14 protein-coding genes are annotated in these 18,569 nt (G+C 67.9%); 4 read left to right on the forward strand and 10 right to left on the reverse strand.

Features of this window, described 5'->3' with window-relative positions; translation table 11 throughout:
* Positions 1-3: 3 nt before the first annotated feature.
* The gene (locus VGT00_16160; protein HEV8532957.1) at positions 4-627 is read left to right on the forward strand and encodes an arylesterase; all 624 of its coding nucleotides are present in this window, start codon (positions 4-6) and stop codon (positions 625-627) included.
* A gap of 195 nt (positions 628-822) precedes the next feature.
* On the opposite strand, the gene VGT00_16165 is transcribed toward VGT00_16160, so the two are convergent.
* The 4 genes from VGT00_16165 to menC all read right to left on the reverse strand — a co-directional run bounded on the left by VGT00_16165 (position 823) and on the right by menC (position 5,532).
* Positions 823-1,653, reverse strand: a complete 831-nt coding sequence (locus VGT00_16165) for a PhnD/SsuA/transferrin family substrate-binding protein (protein HEV8532958.1) — start codon at positions 1,651-1,653, stop codon at positions 823-825.
* Entirely contained in the window at positions 1,650-2,723 is a 1,074-nt protein-coding gene (locus VGT00_16170; protein ID HEV8532959.1) for an ABC transporter substrate-binding protein, read from the reverse strand. Before VGT00_16170 ends, VGT00_16165 begins: the two co-directional genes overlap by 4 nt.
* Positions 2,724-2,727: 4 nt before the next feature.
* Positions 2,728-4,335 carry a hypothetical protein gene (locus tag VGT00_16175; GenBank protein HEV8532960.1) on the reverse strand — a complete coding sequence of 536 codons (1,608 nt, stop codon included), beginning with the start codon at positions 4,333-4,335 and terminating at the stop codon, positions 2,728-2,730.
* 81 nt (positions 4,336-4,416) lie between these two features.
* A complete protein-coding gene (gene menC, locus VGT00_16180) occupies positions 4,417-5,532 on the reverse strand; it encodes an o-succinylbenzoate synthase (protein HEV8532961.1) in 1,116 nt (371 codons plus the stop codon).
* A 101-nt stretch (positions 5,533-5,633) separates the two neighbouring features.
* Between menC and VGT00_16185 the strand changes: the two genes are divergently transcribed.
* Positions 5,634-6,782: an FAD-dependent oxidoreductase gene (locus tag VGT00_16185; protein HEV8532962.1), complete on the forward strand. Its 1,149-nt coding sequence runs from the start codon at positions 5,634-5,636 to the stop codon at positions 6,780-6,782.
* A gap of 9 nt (positions 6,783-6,791) precedes the next feature.
* Here VGT00_16185 and VGT00_16190 read toward each other — a convergent pair whose 3' ends face one another.
* From VGT00_16190 to VGT00_16210, 5 genes are all read right to left on the reverse strand, one after another.
* Positions 6,792-7,985 carry a CaiB/BaiF CoA-transferase family protein gene (locus tag VGT00_16190; protein HEV8532963.1) on the reverse strand — a complete coding sequence of 398 codons (1,194 nt, stop codon included), beginning with the start codon at positions 7,983-7,985 and terminating at the stop codon, positions 6,792-6,794.
* A gap of 84 nt (positions 7,986-8,069) precedes the next feature.
* Positions 8,070-9,410 (reverse strand): amidase, encoded by a 1,341-nt coding sequence (locus VGT00_16195; GenBank protein ID HEV8532964.1) that lies wholly within the window; start codon positions 9,408-9,410, stop codon positions 8,070-8,072.
* Between the two features lie 168 nt (positions 9,411-9,578).
* Positions 9,579-11,597 carry a TRAP transporter large permease subunit gene (locus tag VGT00_16200; protein HEV8532965.1) on the reverse strand — a complete coding sequence of 673 codons (2,019 nt, stop codon included), beginning with the start codon at positions 11,595-11,597 and terminating at the stop codon, positions 9,579-9,581.
* The gene (locus tag VGT00_16205) at positions 11,594-12,301 is read right to left on the reverse strand and encodes a TRAP transporter small permease subunit (protein ID HEV8532966.1); all 708 of its coding nucleotides are present in this window, start codon (positions 12,299-12,301) and stop codon (positions 11,594-11,596) included. Before VGT00_16205 ends, VGT00_16200 begins: the two co-directional genes overlap by 4 nt.
* Positions 12,302-12,372: 71 nt before the next feature.
* Positions 12,373-13,539 (reverse strand): C4-dicarboxylate ABC transporter, encoded by a 1,167-nt coding sequence (locus VGT00_16210; protein HEV8532967.1) that lies wholly within the window; start codon positions 13,537-13,539, stop codon positions 12,373-12,375.
* Between the two features lie 289 nt (positions 13,540-13,828).
* Between VGT00_16210 and VGT00_16215 the strand changes: the two genes are divergently transcribed.
* Together VGT00_16215 and VGT00_16220 are read left to right on the forward strand one after the other, a co-directional pair.
* Complete coding sequence (locus VGT00_16215; GenBank protein HEV8532968.1) at positions 13,829-17,305, forward strand: indolepyruvate ferredoxin oxidoreductase family protein; 3,477 nt, start codon at positions 13,829-13,831, stop codon at positions 17,303-17,305.
* 25 nt (positions 17,306-17,330) lie between these two features.
* The gene (locus VGT00_16220) at positions 17,331-18,077 is read left to right on the forward strand and encodes an NlpC/P60 family protein (GenBank protein ID HEV8532969.1); all 747 of its coding nucleotides are present in this window, start codon (positions 17,331-17,333) and stop codon (positions 18,075-18,077) included.
* Between the two features lie 26 nt (positions 18,078-18,103).
* Here the strand turns inward: VGT00_16220 and VGT00_16225 are convergent.
* Positions 18,104-18,569, reverse strand: a 466-nt coding sequence (locus VGT00_16225; protein ID HEV8532970.1) for an alkyl sulfatase dimerization domain-containing protein, incomplete at its 5' end; no start/stop codon positions are given.

An 18,569-nucleotide genomic window follows, 5' to 3' on the forward strand; every position in this document is an offset into this window, starting at 1 on the left:
GATATGCGCCGACTCTGGGCGGTGGTCCTGCTCGCCGTCTCCGTGGTCTCTCTGTCCGCCGCTCCGCTCGCCGCCGAGCCGCACGTCATCGTCGCCTTCGGCGACAGCCTCACGGCCGGCCTCGGCGTCAAGCCCGAGGATTCCTATCCCTCGCGTCTCGAAGCGCGCCTGCGCGCCGCGGGCTATGACTATCGCGTCGTCAATGCCGGCGTCTCGGGGGACACCACGGCGGGCGGCCTGCGCCGCGTGGACTGGGCGCTCCGGAGCAGGCCCGAGATCGTCATCGTGGCCCTCGGCGCGAATGACGGCCTCCGGGGCCAGGAGCTCAAGAGCGTGCGGGTCAATCTCGAGGCCATCGTGGCGCGTTTCCAGAAAGCCGGGGCGCACGTGCTGCTGGCCGGGATGGAGATGCCGCCCAACTACGGGGCCCGCTACACGGCCGACTTCCGCGCCCTCTTCGCGGAGGTGGCGCGCAAGCGCGGCGCGACCTTCATGCCCTTTCTCCTCGACGGCGTCGCCGGCAATCCGCAGCTCAATCAGGTCGACGGCATCCATCCCACGGCCGAGGGCTACGCCGCGGTCAGCGATCGCCTCTGGCCGTATCTCCAGCCCCTGCTCAAGCGGTAGATGGCTCGGAGGGGGGCTCCGCCCCCCTTCCGAAGCCTCCCCCCGACGCAGTGCGAGCCGCAGGACGTCGCGGGGCTGGGGCCCCGCCCTCCGAGGCGAGCAATCCGAGAACTGCGCCGGCAAAGCCGGCGCTCGAAGCGGACCATTCCTGCTCGCCAGACCTGTGAAATGCTTTGACAAGCCCCTGCTCGGACGTCAGGCGAGCTTGGGGTAGCCGGCGGCCTCCGCCGCGCGCTGGCGCTCCAGGAAGACTTCGAGGTCGGCGGGGTTCACGCGTACGAAGCGCGTGAGGAGGAGCTCATCGAGGGTGGCGGCAATCTCGGGAGCGGCGTGAGCGTCCAGCAAGGCCCTGGTCATTCGCTCCCGCGCGTCCGCGTCCACCATGGGCGAGGCGACGAGGGGCGCGCTGGGCGCGGTGATGGTGGTGGCCACCACCCTCACGCGCTCCGCCCGCTCCGAGCGGTGGCGCCGCAGTAGGTCGAGCGCGTATCCGTCGACGGGCCCGACGTCCGCTCGGCCCTCGATCACCGCGTCGATGACGGGCACCTGGCGATGGAGGGGACCGAGCAAGCGCCCGTAGAGCGTGGGCCGCGACGGGCTGCGGTACGGGAGGAGGTGGAAGCGCGCGGCGTTGTAGCCGGAGTGCGAGTGCTCGGCAGAATACGCGAGGCAGCCGCCGAAGGTGTCTTCGATGGTTCGGTAGGCGCTCTCCGCCCGTACGATGAAGTCGGTGACATAGACGGGCTGGCCCCCATAGCGCGGCGGCGAGGGCACCGGCGCCGCCAGCAGGTGAGGTCGGTCGCTCCGCAGCGCCCATGGATATCCGCACATGAACACGCAGCCGAGGTCCTCGCGCGCCCACAGGTCGTCGAGCGAGACAGGGTCGGCGAGGTTGAGCACCTCGAGCGATACCCTCGCGCGGGCCGACACCCACTCGAGCAGCCTCTGCCAGGCCGCGGTCAGCGAGGGCGACCACGAGTACATGCGTGCCGAGGCGACGGGGAAGGTCTGCACGGCGGGGCTCATCGGTACTCCCGGGCCTGGCGAATCACCGCCGGCTGGTCGAAGCGATTGATCTCGTCGACGAGCGCGTTCGTGAAGACCTCGCTCGCGTCCACATTGCCCTGGATGAGCCCCTGCTCCTGGTAGATGGCCTTGAGACGGTTCCACTGCGCGGTCGAGGAAGATCCCCAGCGCTTGTCGTCGCGGTTGTCCACGCGCTGGGTCTCGAAGCGGGCATTGAACACGTGGATGGATTCGCGAAGGGCGCGCGCCTCGTCGGCGATCTGGGGCCGCGTCTGCGGATACATCTTCCAGTGCATGCGGACGGCCGCGGGGGGATTGGTGAGCCCGAAGAGCGTGGCCTTGGCCATGCCCCGGCCGAAGGCCACCGCCACGTCGGGATGCTGGGCGAGGTAGTCGTCGCGGGCGATGACGACCTGACCGAGGAGATCCTTGAGGAAGGGCGCGGTGATCTCGCGGAACTGGAGCCCGAGATTCTCCAGACCCGCCTGGAAGTCACCCCAGAGAGCCATGGCATCGATGTTCTTCTGACCGAGGGCGAGGGCGGCGGGCGCCCCGATGCCCACGGCCAGCCACTTGACGTCGCGGTCGGGGTTGAGCCCGCCCGAGGCCACGATGGCTCGGGCCACCGGGACGGCACCCGAGCTCAACGCGGAGACACCGATCGTCTTGCCTCGAAGATCCGCCGCCGTCTGGATCGGGCTGTCCTTGGGGACGACGACGCGGAAGATGGTGACGCTGTTCACCACGTAGAACGACTTCACCTTCACGCCCTTTTCGCGAGCCATCAGCGCGACCTCCGGACCCACCGTGACGAACTGGACATTGCCGGCGGCGAGCTGCTGGAGACCGGCGGTGGAGCCTTCCAGCGAGGTCACTTCCATGTCCACGCCTTCAGTGGTCCAGTAGCCGAGCGTCAACGGGATCGAGGTGTGGGCGGAGAGGGCGACCGAGATGTTCTTGGTGGTGACGGTATAGATGGCCTTCTGCCGGGGCTTGTCCTGACCGAGCGAGCCCGTCACCAGGCCCGCCACGGCCAGCACACCGAGCGTGAGGATCGATAGTCGTTTCATTTACTTACTTGCTCGCGGCGAGGAAGGTCTTGGCCTGCTTGAGCTCGGGACGCTCCGAGTCGGCGGGGCGGGCCAGAGCCAGGAGCCTGGTGTAGAAGGTCCGCGCCTTGGCGCGGTCGCCGGAGAGCTCGGCGGCTCGCGCCACCCCGGCGATGGTCTTGAAGCGGTTCGGCGCGCGCTCGAGCGAGGCCTCGTACTCGCGCACGGCGGCCCCCGGCTGGCCGAGCTCGATCAGGAGATCTCCCAGGAGCTCGCGCGCGGTGGCGATCGGCCCCGGCGTGATGTTGTGCTTCTCGGTGGCGTCCTCGGTCTCGGCGGCCGAGCGCGCGAGCCCAAGGGCCGCCTCGTTCTGCCCTTCGGCGCGCGCCACCCAGGCCGCGGCGGCCCGGCGCTGGATCTCGACCTGCTCGGCCCAGTAGGGATCTTTCAAGGCGTCCCGGAGGGTGGCGAGCTTCTCCACGTCCGCGCGCGCCTGCGCGGCCTGACCGCTGCGGGCGGCTCCGATCGCGCGGGCGAAGTAGATCATGGACTCGGTGTGGGGGAAGCGGTTCGGCCGAGGCTCGATGGCCGCGGCCTCCGCCCAGCGTCCTCGCTCCATGGTCCAGCGCGCCTCGATGGCGGCCATGGCAAAGTGCGCGGTGGGCCGCCCCGAATCGTACTGCTTGGCCGCGAGGTCGCTCACGATGCCGCGCGCCTCGTCGACGACGCGCTTGGCCTCGGCGTCCTGCGCCTGCTGCAGGTAGGCGTACACGAGGTAATCGAGCGCGTGCATGCGGTCATCGGGATTGCCGCGGGCCTTCTCCGCCGCGGCGGCGGCGATGTTACCCTGGATGGTCTCGGGCCACATGCCGAGGAGCACGTAGGTGTGCGACGGCATGTGGAGAGCGTGCGGCACCGAGGGCGCGAACTTCGCATAGCGCCCCGCCGCCGGCACGGCCCGCTGCGCGAGCGAGGGGTAGTCGTAGGCGTGGATGATGTAGTGCGCGGCGCCGGGATGATCCGGCTGCACGGCAAAGATCTTCTCGGCGATCTCCGCGGATCGCTTCTGCTTGGCGTAGGTGCGATCGTGGGGATCGGCGGTGGCCTGAAGGGCGAGGGCGTAGAAGGCCTGCGCCTCCCGATCTTGAGGATAGCGGGTGAACACCAGCTCCATCGCCTTCTCGTAGGCGGCGGCGCGCGTGCGGTGATCGAGGCGATCCGAATCCTTGAAGAAGGCGTCCGCGGCCGCGATGTAGTCTCGCTCGCGCGGCGTGGGGTTTCCGACCGTCTTGGCCTTCTCCATCGCTTCGACGCCTCGCTTGAGGGCGGCGGGGGCCGGAGGAGACCATATCTGGTACCACTGGCTCATGGCGATGCCCCAGTAGGCGATGGCGCAGTCCGGGTCGGCCTGGGTCACGGCGGTGAAGGCCCTCGCGGACTCCAGGTACCAGAAGGAGTGCAAGATCGCCACCGCCTGATCGAAAGCCTTCTGCACCGCCGGCTTGCACGAGACCGGGAAGCTCACCTTTCCGATCCGGTCCGACGGGTCGATCCCTTGCTGTGACCATGTCGTGGGCACCGTCAGCGCCAGGACGGCCACGATCGCGACAAGCCCCACCGCAGTCTTTTTCATTCGGGTCAGCCTCCTTGGACCAAGCTCGTTGACGCGATCTTAGTGACGGCGACGACCGAAGGCAAGGCTACTCCGAGTTTCCTAGACGCGGAAGGAGGCGTGCTCCACTGTCCATTGCTTGAGCAGATCCGCGTCGGGCTCCTGGGCGATGCCCGGCACGCGCGAGGTGGCGACCTCGCCGCGGCCGCTCAGGACGATCTCGGGCTTGCCGATGTCGTTCTTGTAGAAGTACGACGAGGGGAAGATGTCGCCGGGATAGGTGAAGTTGGGGAGGGTGGCGAGCTCGGCGCAGATGGCGCCGCCGATGGCGCTCTCGAGCATGCCGCCGATCCAGCAGGGGATCCCGTGCTCGGCGCAGAGAGCCTGGATGTCCCTCGATGCCGTCAGACCGCCCACGCGGGCCATCTTGATGTTGACGACCTTGCAGCTTCCTAGTCGGATGGCCGCCTGGACATGGGTCAGGCTGAGCGCGCTCTCGTCGAGGCACACAGGCGTCTCGATCCGCTTCTGCAGGTCGGCGTGGTTGATGAGGCTCATCCCATCGTCGGCGAGGGGCTGCTCGATCATGGCCAGGCGATGGCGGTCGAGCTTGCGAAAGAGCTCGGTGTCCGCCGGCGTGTAGGCGGCGTTGCAGTCGATGTGGAAGGTGAAGTCGGGGAAGGTGGAGCGGACGGCCTCGACCATGTTCAGATCCCAGCCCGGCCGGAACTTCAGCTTGATCCGCGGGAAGCCTGCGTCGATGGCGCCCTGGATCTTCTCCATCAGGATGTCGAGGGAGTCCTGGACGCCGAAGTCCGCCCCCACCGCGACACGATCGCGGGAGCCGCCGAGGGCGCGGTGCAGGGGCAACCCGCGCCGCTTGGCGTCCAGTACCCACCACGTGATTTCCAGGGCGGCCCGGGCGAACTGGTTGCCCTTGATGAAGCCAAGGCGATCCAGGAGGTCCTGGACGGAGGCGATCTCCTGCCCGATGATGCGCGGGGCCATCAGCGCGCGGAGGGTGTGGAAGGTGCCCGTGGTGTGCTCCGCGGAGTAGGAGGGGACATACGGCGGGCAGCTTTCGCCCCACGCGTACTGCCCCTCGCTCTCCATGCGCACGAGCATGGTCTCCGTGTAGAGCTGGTCGCCGTAGGACGTGCGAAAGTTGAAGGCGAGCGGGAGCTTCACCCAGTAGATGTCGAGGCCGTCGATCTTCATGTGCCTGCGATGGTAGTCAGAGCGCCCGTCAAATTCAAGCGGTCCCGGTTGACGGTGTGGAGGGGCTCTGGCACGATGGCGGCCACTCGACGGAGCCACTCATGACTTCCCAGAGCTTCGATCTCATCGTGATCGGCGGAGGTGTGTTCGGGCTCAGCGCGGCCTTGGCGGGCGCGCGTCGCCGCCGGCGCACGCTCGTCGTGGATCGCCGCGTCGTGCCGAATCCGATCGCCGCCTCCTACGGCCCCTCGCGAAAGATCCGCTCCACCTATCTCGACGCCCACTACACGCGCCTGGCGCTCGAGGCCATGGCGGGCTGGCGGCGCATCGAAGCCGAGACGGGCCGGGAGCTCTATGTCGCCGTGGGCAACCTGAACGTGAGCGACGGCGGGGCGGAGGCGCACCTCGAGGAGCTCGAGCGCAACGCCCGGCGCGCCGGCGCCAAGGTCCGCTGGCTCGAGGCCGCCGACCTCCGGCGTGAGTTCCCACAGTTCCGCCCGGGGAAGCGCGCGCTCCTGGAGGAAGAGGCGGGCTTTCTCCGCGCCACGGACTGCGTGGCCGCCCTCCGGGCCCTCGGCGAGAAGGCGGGCGTCCAGTTCGCCACCGAGCGGGAGGCGGGCATCGAATCGAGCGGTGGAGGCGTCGAAGTGCGCGCAGGCGGCGCGACGTACCGCGCGCCACAGATCGTGGTCGCCGCCGGCGGCTGGTCGAAGCGGCTTTTTCCCGAGCTTGGGCGCGCCCTCTGGCAGTGCCAGCAGGGCATCATGTATCTGGAAGGCGTGCCCGCGCCGTTCTGCCGGCCCGCCTTCGTGCCCTACTCGGCCGCCGACACGGGCTTCTATGGCTTCCCCGCCGAGCCGGGCCGCGTCGGCCTCAAGCTGGCCCGGCATCTCGTCACCGATCCCATCGACGATCCCGACTTCGACCGCCGGACGACCCCATCAGGCTTTGTCGAAGCCGCCACCGAGTTCGTCGGGAGCTGGTTCGGCCTCGATCCGAAGGACTACCGGGTCAGCTGCGATAGCTGCATGTACAACCTGTCCACGAGCAATGACTTCCTCCTCGACTTCCATCCGCAGTGGCCAGGCGTGTTTCTCGCCACCGCGGGATCCGGCCACGGGTTCAAGTTCGGCTCGATCCTCGGCGAGATCGTCCTCGATCGTCTGGACGGCCTCGCGAACGACCGGTGGTCGCCCCAGTTCTCCTACGCGTCTTTCCTCGCGGCGGGCTCGCGGCCCCGACTGCTCTGACCGCCGGCGTCACACCACGCGCGCGGCTCTGAGCTCCGCGATCTCCGCCGGCGACATGGCGAGAAGGCCCTCGAGCACCTCGTCGGTGTGCTGGCCGAGGGGCGGTCCCGCGTGCGTGACACGGCCCGGGGTGGCGGAGAGTCGCGGAATGACCGCGGGCTGCGCGAGCGGTCCCACCTTGGACGGCACCTCGATGATGGTCTGCCGCTCTCGATAGTGCGGGTCCGCGAAGATGTCGGCCATGCTCATGATCGGGGAATGAGGGATGTCGTGGCCCTTGAGCCCTTTGATGGCCTCGTCGAGGCGCCGCGCCTTGAACCACGCCTCGACCATTCCGAGAATCTCCCCCATGTTGGACGCGCGCCCTTCGTGGCTCGCGTACCGCGGGTCTTTCGGCAGATCCGGCTGCCCGAGCATGACACAGAGCCGCTCGAAGAGGTGCTGGGCCGGCGTCGTGAAGACTATCCACCGCCCGTCCGACGTGGCGAAGGCGCCGCCCGGCCAGCCAGAATGCTGGATGCCGCCGCGCTCGCGCACCACGCCCTGACGGCCATAGAAAGTGGGCGTGTATTCGAGGATGCGGAAAACCGACTCGTAGAGGGCGGCATCGATCCACTGGCCTTCGCCCGTATGGTCCCGGTGGCGGAGGGCCGCCATGACGCCGAAAGCCGTGAAGAGCCCCGTCAGATAGTCGGGATAGACGGGCGTGGGTCGCGACGGCGGCCGGTCGGCGGGGCCATTGAGAAACCACGTGCCTCCGAACGCCGAGGCGATGGCGGCAAAACCGGGGCCCTGGCGGAGTGGTCCCGTCTGCCCGAAGGCCGTGATGCGCGCCATGATCAGCGACGGGCGGAGCCGGTGGAGTTCCTCCCAGCCCAGCCCCCACGATTCCAGCACACCCGGCCGGAAATTCTCGAGCACGACGTCACAGAGCGGCACGAGGCGCCGCACGATGCCCTGCCCTTGCGGCGTGCGCAGGTCGAGGGTGACGACCTTCTTTCCGCGATTGTCGACGGCATACCAGTAGTTGACTCCGTCCTCGGTGGGCCCAAGCCGGCGGAGGTCGTCACCCTTGCCCGGCAGCTCGGTCTTGATGACCTCGGCGCCGAACTCCGCCATGAGGGCGCCGCAGAAAGGGCCGGCCACGATCTGGGCCAGCTCGAGGACGCGGATGCCGGTCAGGGGCAGGGGGCCGTCGGTCATGGCGAACGGGCGGCATTGTAGCAGAACCTACGGGTGGCAAGGTCCGAGCCTGTTTCCAGACCAGGCCCTGCGAACGGCGGGACCTCAGCCGTTCGCGAGATGGTCCACGAGCCAGCGCGCGGTGCGCAGAAGGCGCGCGTCGCCGTGGCGCGGGCCGACCATCTGGACGCCGAGAGGAAGCTCGTTCGCGCCCTGCATGAGGGGCACGCTGATGGCGGGCATGCCGCAGAGCGTCCACAGCGAGCAAAAGGCCGGATCTCCCGTGGAGTCGAGCCCCGCCGGCGCGGTGCCGGTGGAAGCGGGAGTCAGGATGGCGTCATAGCGCTGAGAGAAGAGCTCGGCGAATCCCTCGTGGAGCTCGGGCAGGTGGGAGAGGGCGGCCAGATAGTCGAGGGCGCGCGTCGCGCGGCCGCGCTCGATCCGCGGCCGAATCGACGCGGACAGGTGAGCGCGACCTTCGTTCCACTCCCGGGTCAGGTTCGCCGCCAGCTCGACTTCCATGATCGTCCGATGCCAGTCGAGCGCCGCGTCCACCCCGCTGGACAGCTCGATCTCTTCCACGCGATCGCCCAGGCGATCCGTCAGCTCCGCGAAGGCTTCCTGGGCATCGCCGGCCACGCGATCCCAGCGAGCGGTCTTGACGAAGGCGAACATGGGCGGCAGGGGAGGCTCCTCGGCCGCCACCTCCGCGAAGGGAATGCGCGCGCGCGGTCGTGTATCCGGATCGCGCTCGTCGTAGCCCACGAGCAGCGAAGCGAGCAGCGCGATGTCCTCGATCGTGCGCGCGAAGAGCCCGACGTGATCGAGCGTGCGAGAGATCATGAACATGCCGTGGCGCGGGATGAGGCCATGGGTCGGCTTGAAGCCATACACGCCGCAGAACGACGCCGGCCGGATGGTGGAGCCGCCCGTCTGGCTCCCCAGGGCGAGCGGCACCATGCCGGCGGCCACGGCCGCGGCCGAGCCGCTGGAGGAGCCGCCCGGCGTGTGCGCGGGATTGTGCGGATTTCGCGTCTTGTTGGGGAAGGCGCCGGCAAACTCCGTGGTCACCGTCTTGCCTATGATGACGGCACCCGCCCCGCGCAGCATGGACACCACCGGCGCGTCGCGCGATGGCGTGCGACCCGCGTGGAGCGGAGAGCCGTTCTCGGTCGGCATGTCCGCGGTATCGATGATGTCCTTCAGGCCCACGGGAATGCCGTGTAGCGGGCCAAGGGGCCGACCCCCGAGCCGCCATTCGTCCGCCGCGCGCGCCTGCCCGAGCGCGTACTCCGGATCCAGAAAGGCCCACGCCTCGATCCGCCCATCGGTCTCACGCACTCGGGCCAGACAAGCCTCGACCAGTTGCTCCGACGAGATCACGCCATCCCGGATCAACCGCGCCCCATCCGTAGCCGACAGCGCATACAGGTTACTCAGATCCATCGAGCTTTCTCCTTCAGCGACTGAATTCTACGCTCCGAGCGGCGGCTTTGCCGCCGCAATCGAAGAATTGGGGGGAGGCACGGAGGAGCGCGCCGCAGGCGCGCGACGACGGTCGGAAGGGGGGCAAAGCCCCCCTCCGAGTCATCGACGAAAGTCCCCCTCCGGGGATTACTTCCCATACAGGAACTCCGGCAGCCAGAGGCTCATGCCCGGCCAGATGTACATGAACACGAGGCAGATGCACACGATGATCATGTACGGCATCATGCCCGCGAAGATCTGGTTGAGCGTCACGTGCTTCGGCGCCACCCCCTTGAGATAGAACGCCGACATCGCCACCGGCGGCGAGAGGAACGCGGCCTGGAGATTGACCGCGACCATGGTGCCGAACAGGATGGGATCGATCTTGAAGTGGCTCAGCAGCGGGATGAAGATCGGGCAGAAGATGATGATGATCTCCGTCCACTCGAGCGGCCAGCCGAGAAGGAAGATGATCACTTGGGCCACGAACATGAACCCGAGCGGCGAAAGGTTCATGCCCAGCACCCACCGCTCGATCAGCGACTGGCCGCCGTGCAAGGCGAACACGGCGGAGAACAGCGCCGAGCCCACGAACAGCCAGCACACCATCGCCGTCGTCTTGGCGGTCAGGAAGGTCGCCTGCCTCAGGTTCTCGCGGAGCTCCGCGGAGGTCCTGAGATACCAGAGCCCGGGCACGACGGTCCCCACGAGCGTCCCGCCGATCGAGCCCGCCACGACCAGGGATGCCCAGTCCTCGCCCTGCCACCACCCGAGGGCAACGCCGATGATGAATCCGACCAGGCTCCACCACAAGACCTGCCGCAGATACTTCGCCATCACGGCAAGGTACATCGCGCCGAGGGCCCCGATCGCCGCCGACTCCGTGGCGGTACAGATGCCGAACAGGATCACCGCAAGGACCACCACGGTGAGCACCCCGAGCGGCACCACCGATGCGCACAGCTCCTTCAGGATCTCGAGCTGCTCGCCGTCCATGCGCCAGAAGTAGAAGAGGAGCAGGAACCCCGAGACCGCCGCCAGTCCCCAGAACCAGGCGTAGAAGTGCTCCGGGATCCTCCCCGCTCCCGACGCCAACGTAGGGTCCCTGAGTGACGTCATCTCCTCGGGCGGTCCCTCGGCCTTCGGTCGGTTCTCCGCCGGCTCCGCCGCGGATTCCGCGGTGCCAAGCTCCTGCGGTTTCTCCTCGGCCGGTGCCCCCTTCGCGGCGGGCGCCGCGGGGACGGCCTTGGCCGGCTCCGCCGGCGCGGCGGCTATCGCCACCTCGGGCGCGTTGTAGATGACCACGTACCACCACCCCGCGACGAAGGTGCCGACGGTCAACAGCAGCGGCACCGACAGCACGAGCAGGTTCTTGGCAATCACGTCGTAACCGGCCGCGCCCTTCAGCAGGGCCGGACGAAACACGCTCGCCACGAGGCCCGGGACGACGCTCCGCGACCGGCCGCGCTCGAGTCCTTGAAGCCAGTCCGGCACCGCCACGCGGTACTGGTCGGGCCGGAGCTTCGGGGCGATCTTGGAGTTGATGATCGCCCAGCCGAGGATGTAGACGAGGTAGAGGGAGGTCAGGAAGAACCCCGGCAGCATCGCGGCCGCGTAGAGCTTGACGATGGACTGCCCGGCCACCGCGGCATAGACGATGATCATCACGGAGGGCGGGATCAGGATGCCCAGCGTGCCGCCCGCGGTGATGACGCCCGAGGCGAGCTTCACGTCGTAGCCTGCGTTGAGCATCGGGCGCAGGGAGATGACGCCCATGAGGACGACCACGGCGCCGACGATGCCGGAGGCGATCCCCCAGAACGCGGACACCAGCATGGTGGTCACGGCGAGCGAGGCGGGAACGCGCCGGAAGGCGAGCTGGACGCTGTGGAACATCTTGTCCACCAGCGCCGCCCGCTCCATGACATAGCCCATGAAGACGAACAACGGGATCGACAGCAGGACGTCGTTGGTCATCACGCCGTACGTCCGCTGCGCGATGAGATCGAAGATGCGGTTGTCGTACCAGTGCGCGCCCGGGATCCAGAACGCGATATAGCCGAAGACCATCCCGAGGCCCATCAGGGTGAAGGCGGTGGGAAAGCCCATCATGATCGCGATCACGATGAGCCCCAGCATGGTCAGGCCGAGCGACGGGTCGCTCATGAATCCTTCCGCTCGTCCTCTTTGACCGCCCGCTCGTGGATCACGCCCTCTTCCATCACGCTGCGGTGGCGGGCGGCCTCGTCGATGGCGTGCGCCGTCTCCAGGGCCGCCCGCCGCGACTCCTCGTCCACGTACTCGCTGCGCCCGAGCTGGGTCTCCACGACATCGATCTCTTCCACGTCCTCGAGCCGCACGGGCCAGGCCCCCGTGCGCAGGCACATGATGCAGCGGGCGATCTCAGCCAGCCCCTGGAGCATGACCAGGGCGCCCGCGACAGGGATCACCGTCTTGAACTGGTAGACGGGCGGCCCCTCCGCGGTCACGGTGGAATGCTCGTGGATGCGCCAGGAGTCGGCCGCGAAGCCGCCCCCCGCGTAGATCAGCCCGATCATGCAGGGGACGAAGAAGAGCAGGTAGAGGGCCAGATCGAGAGCCGCCTGGCCGCGCGGCTTCATGTAGATGTAGACGAAGTCGGCGCGCACGTGACCCGCCGCGGCCAGAGTGTAGGCGCCGCACATCATGAACAGCGTGCCGTACAGCATGCTGTTCAAGTCGAAGATCCAGGCCGTCGGAGCGTTCAGGATGTAGCGCTTGAAGACTTCGAGCGATACCACGAAGGTCAGGGCCACGATGAGCCAGGCGAAGGCCTTACCCGACCAGTAGCTGACGTGGTCGATGGCCCCGAGCAGGCGCTGGGCGTTCATGCGAGCAGAAGCGAGGCCAGCCGTCCGGCGTGCACCGGACGGCTGGCCTTCCCTGAAGACGTCACGGAAAGTCAGCTCTTCTTGTCAGCGGGCTTGGCGGCCGGCTTTGCAGCAGCCTTGGCGAAGTAGTGGTTGTAGGCCATGCGGCGGCTGACGTTGGTGTCGAGGTCCCACTTCACCGCCCGTGCGGCGAACCCCTTCTGCGACTCGGCGATTTCCTTGAACATCGGGTTCTGAGCCGCATACTTGGTCTCGACCTGGTCGAAGATGTCGAGCTGCTTCTGCAGCACCGAGTCCGGGGTCTTGTAGAACCTGACCTTGTCCTTGGTCTGCAGCTCGATGTAGTCCTTCGAGTAGCGGTCGATCGACTTCCAGGCCATGTCGGCCGAGGCGGCTTCGACGGCGTTCTCGATGATCGCCTTCATCTTGTCCGGCAGGGCGTCGAACTTGGTCTTGTTGAACGTGATCTCGAGCTGCTCGGCGTTCTGGTGGTAGCTCTGCAGCATGCACACCTTGGAAACGTCGGCGAAGCCGAGGATGCGGTCGGAGGTCGCGTTGTTGAACTCGGCGGCATCGAGGAGCCCCCGGTCCATGGCCGGCACGATCTCGGCGCCGGGCAGCGCGTTCACCGCTGCGCCCAGGCCCTGGAAGAGATCAATGGAGATGCCCACGGTGCGGAACTTGAGCCCCTTGAAGTCGTCTGGCTTGGTGATCGGCTTCTTGTACCAGCCGAGAGGCTGGGTGAACATCGGGCCGTAGGGGAAGGACACGACGTTGATGCCGATCGACTGGTAGAGCTTCTGCAGCAGCTGCTTGCCGCCGCCGTACTTGTGCCAGGAGAGCAGCATGTTGGCGTCCATGCCGTAGGCGGGACTGGACCCCCACAGAGCCAGCGCCGTCTGCTTGCCGTAGTGGTACACGAGCACCCCGTGACCGCCGTCGAGCGTGCCCTTCGACACCGCGTCGATGAGGCCGAAGGCCGGCACCACGGCGCCCGCCGGCAGCACGTCGATCTTGAGGTCGCCGCCGGTCATGTCGTTGACCTTCTTGGCGAAGTCGTTCGCGTACTCGTGGAAGATGTCCTTTTGCGGCCAGGTGCTCTGCCATCGCATCGTGATGGGCCCCTGCGCCTTGACGACCGTCGGGAAGCCGAGGGCGGCCGTCCCCGCCGCGGCCATGGCCGCACCTTTCAGGAACCTGCGACGTGGCGATTCGGTCGTGGTCTGCGGATCGCTCATGCGGCACCTCCTCGTGCGCGGAACGTGGTGTGAGCGGTCGTCATCACCGACAAAGTATGCGTCCAGCCTAACTCAGGCTTCCCGGGTTGCCTCCCCGCCGGCCCTGCGAGCCGCGGGTATTCTAGCCGCCGCCCCCGCCCCCGTAAAGCAACTTCCGGCGGGCATTCCGGTTCCCGAGAGTGTCTGGTGGAGCCTCGGAGGCCGGCCAGGATAGTTGCCTCAGGACGGCTTCCCGACTACCATGTGACGCGTCATCCAAGCTGACACCGCCATCCCCTGAGGGGGGTTCATGACCACCACGACTCACGTATTCTCGCTGGACGCCAAGTACACCCAGGAGGAAGGGCGCGTCTTCCTCTCGGGCATCCAGGCGCTGGTCAGGCTGCCCCTGGACCAGCATCGTGCCGACCAACGCCGGGGGCTCCGCACCGCCACCTTCATCTCCGGCTACCGCGGCTCGCCGCTCGGCGGCTTCGACCAGACGCTCGAGCGCGAGCGGAAGCTCCTGGACGCGCATCACGTGGTGTTCTCTTCCGGCCTGAATGAAGACCTCGGCGCGACGGCCATCTTCGGCAGCCAGATGGCCGGGCTCTTCCCGCGCCCGAAGTACGACGGCGTGCTCGGGATGTGGTACGGCAAGGCCCCGGGCGTCGACCGGACGGGGGACGCCTTCAAGCATGCCAACTACGCCGGCGTCGGCAAGAACGGCGGCGTGCTCGCTCTGGCCGGCGACGACCCGGTGTCGAAGTCCTCCACACTGCCCAGCGCCTCCGAGGTGGCGCTCTACGACGCGCTCATGCCGACCATCTTCCCGGGGAGCGCCCAGGAGATCCTCGACCTCGGCCTGCACGGCTTCATGCTCTCGCGGACCTCCGGCCTCTGGGTCGGGATGAAGATCGTGACCAATGTCGCCGACGAGGTGACCACGGCCGAGGTCGGTCCCTCTCGGGTGAGCCCCATCATCCCTGTGGTGGAGCTCGACGGCCGGCCCTTCGAGCACCACATCAACGTCAATCTCATCCCGCCCTACGGTCTCGACATGGAGCGCACGCTCTACCATGCCCGCCTGGAGCTCGCCCGCCGCTACGCGTGGGAGAACAAGCTGAACCGGATCGCCGTGCCCACGCCGGATGCGTGGCTCGGCATCATGACCTCGGGCAAGACCTACTACGACGTCCGCCAGGCGCTCCGCGAGCTCGGGCTCGACGACGAGGCGCTGCGCCACCACGGTATCCGGATTCTCAAGATGGCCATGCTCTTCCCCCTGGAGCCTCGGATCGTCCGGGAGTTCGCCCGCGGGCTCGAGGAGATCCTCGTCGTCGAGGAGAAGCGCGCGTTCATCGAGATGTTCGCCAAGGATGTGCTCTACGGTATGCCCGACCGCCCGCGCGTGGTGGGCAAGCAGGACGAAGAGGAGCGGATGCTCCTGCCCATCGTCGGTGAGCTCGACCCCGACACCATCGCGCGCGCCATCGCGAAGCGGCTCGCCCGGAAGATGCGGGTCGAATCGGCCGAGGCGCGCGTCCGTCACCTGGACGAGCTCAAGGCCAGGCCGAAATTGCTGACCCTGGCCCGCACGGCCTACTTCTGCTCGGGCTGCCCCCACAATCGCTCCACCGTCGTGCCCGAGGGCGCGGTGGCCGCGGCGGGCATCGGCTGCCACGGCATGGCCATGGGCATGGACCGCGGCATCATCGGCGTCACCCACATGGGGGCCGAGGGCGCGCAGTGGGTGGGCATCGCGCCCTTCACCGAGACGCCGCATCTCTTCCAGAACATCGGCGACGGTACCCTCTTTCACTCGGGCAGCCTGGCCATCAACTACGCCATCGCCGCCGGCGTCAACATCACCTACAAGATTCTCTACAACTCCGCGGTGGCCATGACGGGCGGCCAGGACGCCGTGGGCGCCTTGCCGATTCCCGCCCTGACCCGGCGGCTGGAAGCCGACGGCGTCAAGCGCATCATCATCACCACGGATCATGTGGAGAACTACAAGAGCGTGTCCCTCGCCGGCCACTGCGAGGTGTGGCACCGTGACCGGCTCCTCGAGGCCCAGTCGGTGCTGGCGGCCACCCCGGGGGTGACCGCCCTCATCCACGACCAGCAGTGTGCGGCCGAGAAGCGCCGGCTCCGCAAGCGCGGCAAGCAGGCGGAGCCTCAGATGCGCGTCTTCATCAACGAGGCCGTCTGCGAGGGGTGCGGGGACTGTGGCCGGAAGTCCAACTGTCTCTCCGTCCAGCCCGTCCAGACGGAGTTCGGCCGCAAGACCCAGATCCACCAGTCCTCCTGCAACAAGGACTACTCGTGCTTGCTCGGCGATTGCCCCTCCTTCCTCACCATCGAGCCCATCGGTGAGCCGAAGAAGCGGCAGAAGCGTCTGACGCCTCTGGAGGCCGAGCTCCCCGAGCCCGAGCTCCGCGTGCCGCGCGACGGCTTCGCCCTGCACATGATGGGCATCGGCGGCACGGGCGTGGTCACCGTCAACCAGATTCTGGGCACGGCGGCCATGCTCGACGGCCGCCACGTGCGTGGCCTCGATCAGACGGGGCTCAGTCAGAAGGGCGGGCCGGTCGTGTCTGACCTCCGGCTCGCCTCCTCGCCGATAGAGATCTCCAACAAAGTCTCGGCGGGCGGCGCCGATCTCTATCTCGGCTTTGATCTCCTCGTCGCCACTGACCCCGTCAATCTCGACAAGGCGGAGGCCGGGCGCACCGTCGCCGTGGTCTCGACCAGCCAGATTCCCACGGGCCAGATGGTCGCGGATACGAGCGTCCAGTTCCCGGAGCTAGCCAGCGCCCTCATGAGCCTCGATCGCGTCACCCGCAAGGACGCCAATGTCTATGTCGACGCCCTGGGCATGGCCGAGGCCCTCTTCAACGACCACATGGCGGCCAATTTCATCCTGGTGGGTGCGGCGTATCAGGCAGGGGCGCTGCCCATCTCGGCCGGCTCCGTCGAGGCCGCCATCCGTCTCAACGGCGTGAGCGTGGACATGAATCTCCTCGCCTTCCGCTGGGGCCGCATGGCCGTGTTGGACGCCCGGCGCGTCGAGTCGGCGGTCCAGACGGCTACCGGCAAGGTCGAGACGAGGCGGGCACTCTCCGCCGAGGCCGCGGCGCTCGTGGAGGCTTCGGGGGCACAGGGGGAGCTCCGACGGCTCCTCGAGGTACGCGTGCCCGAGCTGATCGCGTACCAGGATGCCGCCTATGCCAGGTCCTACGTGGATTTCATCACCCGCGTGGCGCGGGAAGAGGCTCGAAAGACGCCCGGCCGTACCGGGCTCTCTGAGTCGGTGGCCCGCCACCTCTTCAAGCTCATGGCCTACAAGGACGAGTACGAGGTGGCGCGACTCCATCTCTCAGCCGCCCTCGAGGCCGAGCTCTCCGCGCGTTTTGGGCAGGAGATCCGCTACTACTGGCACCTGCACCCGCCGATCTTCCGCGCGCTGGGTCTCACGAAGAAGATCCGGCTCGGCTCCTGGTTCCGCCCCGTGTTCGGTGCCCTCCGGGCCATGCGGGGGCTCCGGGGCACCGCCTTCGATCCCTTCGGCTACGCGCGCGTGCGCCGCGAGGAGCGGGCGTTGGTAGACGAATACCGCGCCCTCGTCGTGCGAGTGCTCGAGACGCTCGGCCCCAATTCCCACGACGCGGCGGTGGCCCTGGCCGACCTGCCGGACATGATCCGCGGCTACGAGGAGATCAAGCTCGGCAATATCACGCAGTTCCGCCGGCGAGTGGCGGAGCTTTCGGCCCAGCTCGGTTGAGGCCGGCGGGCTCAAGAGGAAGACGGTGACCGAGCGCGAAGAGGAGATGCCGTCGCCGGCGGCGCCCATCGAGGCTCCCGGGGGGCGGGGACGGGGGCTCACCCTGGGGCTGCTGATCGGCCTCGTGGTGTGCGCGATCCTGGCCGTGAGCGTGGCGCTCTATGCTCAGAAGCAGATCGGCTCGCTCGAGCAGCAGCGGGACGCCGCGCAGCGCGACAATACGCGGCTCATGGCGTCGAGCGCGGCGGCGGCCGCCAATGCCTCGAAGGTCGAGCAGGCCCTCGCGGCGGCACGCGCCGAGCGCGACGAGCTCGCGCAGATGGTCGTGGCGATTCGCCAGAACCCCAATACGGGGAAAGACATCAAGGACCCCAAGCTGCCACCCTCGATCGACGGCAAGCGACGCGAGGCGCTCCTGGCGGCTTTCTCCCTCAAGGAGGAGAAGGTGCCCTTCAAGTGGGGCGGCCGGACGAAAGAGGAGGGGCTCGATTCCGCCGGCTTCGCCGCCCTCGCCTTGGCCCAGGTGGGCGCGCTCGAGAAGGTCGAGGGGGCCACGGCCAAGATCCTGCAGGCGCAGCTCGCCCTTTCGACCGAGGGCGAGCCCCAGCCGGGCGATCTTCTTTTCTTCGACGGCGGCAATGTCCTGCTGTATCTCGGCGGCGACAGTGCCGTCGGCATGCTGCCCGAGGGTCCGGTGACGAAGAACGGCGTCATCAAGGGCAAGGGGATCGGCTTCAAGTACCTCGGCTTCGGTTCCGTAAAGTACGACTAGCCAGTCGCTACTTTTGGACAGGCGGCTCACTGCTCCGGGAGCGGGCGTCCCGCCTTGATGGCGGACTCACGAGCTGCTTCAGAAAAAATACCACGCGTCATCAGCGCCTCAGAGTTTTGCGCGCGGGCGAGATAGACATCGGCACGAACGTCGTGGACCGCCCAGTTTTTGGGCGCCGCGGCGGCCGCCCAGTCCACGAGGTGACTGGCCAGCTCGAGCCGTCCTTCGGCGGCGAGGGCTCGGGCCCGGGCCAGGAGCGCATCGATCCCCCCTGCGAGATTCGCCACTTCCAGGCCGATCTCCGCTTCACGAGCGGGCTTCAGATGGGCCGGCCGACCATCCCACCAGCCGCCGTAGAGCCGCCAGATGTTCCGGATGACGTAGTCGGGCTCATCGTAGACGGCCTGGAGGTACGGCCGCTCGCTCAGATGCGCGGGAGGCTTGACCTCGGCCAGGATGTCCTCGAGCGTGAGTCCGGCATTCATCCGCGCC

The organism is Candidatus Methylomirabilota bacterium (assembly GCA_036002485.1).
Classification (GTDB): Bacteria; Methylomirabilota; Methylomirabilia; order Rokubacteriales; family CSP1-6; genus AR37.